1 protein-coding gene is annotated in these 1,196 nt (G+C 64.1%); it reads right to left on the bottom strand.

Annotation, left to right across the window (positions count from 1 at the left end):
* Positions 1-1,132 (bottom strand): IS3 family transposase gene (locus KTQ37_RS16625; RefSeq protein ID WP_413243732.1). Its coding sequence is split into 2 segments (ribosomal slippage), with 1,133 coding nucleotides annotated over them: positions 1-871 and positions 871-1,132; the frame shifts between segments, so codons are not numbered across the junction. This gene is flagged as partial in the annotation.
* Positions 1,133-1,196: the final 64 nt, after the last annotated feature.

Genomic DNA, 1,196 nt, shown 5'->3' with positions numbered 1-1,196 from the left:
GCAATGGGCGAGCGGTGGAACGTTTCCGTTTCGTGTAGCCGATCGCCCATTGCGGTGAGTTGGGTCGCGAAAGCGGCGGGGGTCTGGTAGCTCAGGGCCGAGTGTGGGCGCTCGGCGTTATAATCGGCCACCCAGTCCGCAACGACGGCGCGGGCGTGGTCAAGCCCGTGAAACAGCGTCTCGTTCAATAGCTCGTCCCGCATCTTCGAATTGAAGGCTTCGCAGATCCCGTTCTGCATCGGCTTGCCGGGCGCGATGAAGTGCCACGACACGCCAGCTTCCTCGGTCCAGGCCAGCATCGCGTTCGAGGTGAACTCGGTTCCATGATCGCTGACGATCAAGCCCGGCTTGCCGCGCCGCGCGATCACCGCGGAGAGCTCGCGCGCGACCCTGCGGCCCGAGATCGAGGTATCGACCACCGCAGCCAGGCATTCCTTGGTCACGTCGTCGATCACATTGAAGACGCGAAACCGACGCCCCTGCGCGAACTGGTCGTGCACGAAATCGACCGACCAGCGGGCGTTGGGAACTGCGACGGTCAGCAGCGGCGCCCTTGTCCCGGTCGCCTTCTTCCGCCCCCGTCTCTTGCGCACCGACAAGCCTTCCTCGCGATAAAGCCTCTGGGTCTTCTTCCGGTTCATCACCAACCCCTCTCTTCTCAGCAGCACATGCAGCCGCCGATAGCCGAACCTGCGGCGTTCGCCCGCGAGCGTCCGCATCCGCTCGCGCAGCCCGCCATCGTCGGGCCGTCGGCTGCGGTAGCGAACCGAGGTTCGGTCCGCACCGATCACGGAACACGCCCGCCGCTCGCTCATCTCGTGCAATTCCACGAGGATCGCGACGGCCTCGCGCCTGGCGGCGGGCGTCACCACTTTCGGCTAAGGAGATCCTTCAGCGCGGCCTGGTCGAGCAGGGCATCCGCCAAAAGGCGCTTCAGCTTGGCGTTCTCATCCTCAAGCGCCTTCAGCCGCTTCGCGTCCGAGACTTCCATCCCCCCGAACTTCGCCTTCCAGGCGTAGAACGTAGAGGTACTGATCCCGTGCCGACGGCAGAGATCAGCAGTCTTCGCCCCCGCCTCGGCCTCCCTCAGGATGCCGATGATCTGGGCTTCGTTGAACTTCGATGGCTTCATGGTCCGATCCTTCTGTTGGGTCGGACTCTAGCATCAACTGGAGGAATTATCGGGGGTCACAGCA

The sequence above is a fragment of the Sedimentimonas flavescens genome (assembly GCF_019264375.1).
Lineage (GTDB): Bacteria > Pseudomonadota > Alphaproteobacteria > Rhodobacterales > Rhodobacteraceae > Rhodobacter > Rhodobacter flavescens.
This window is presented reverse-complemented; position numbering and strand designations above follow the sequence as displayed.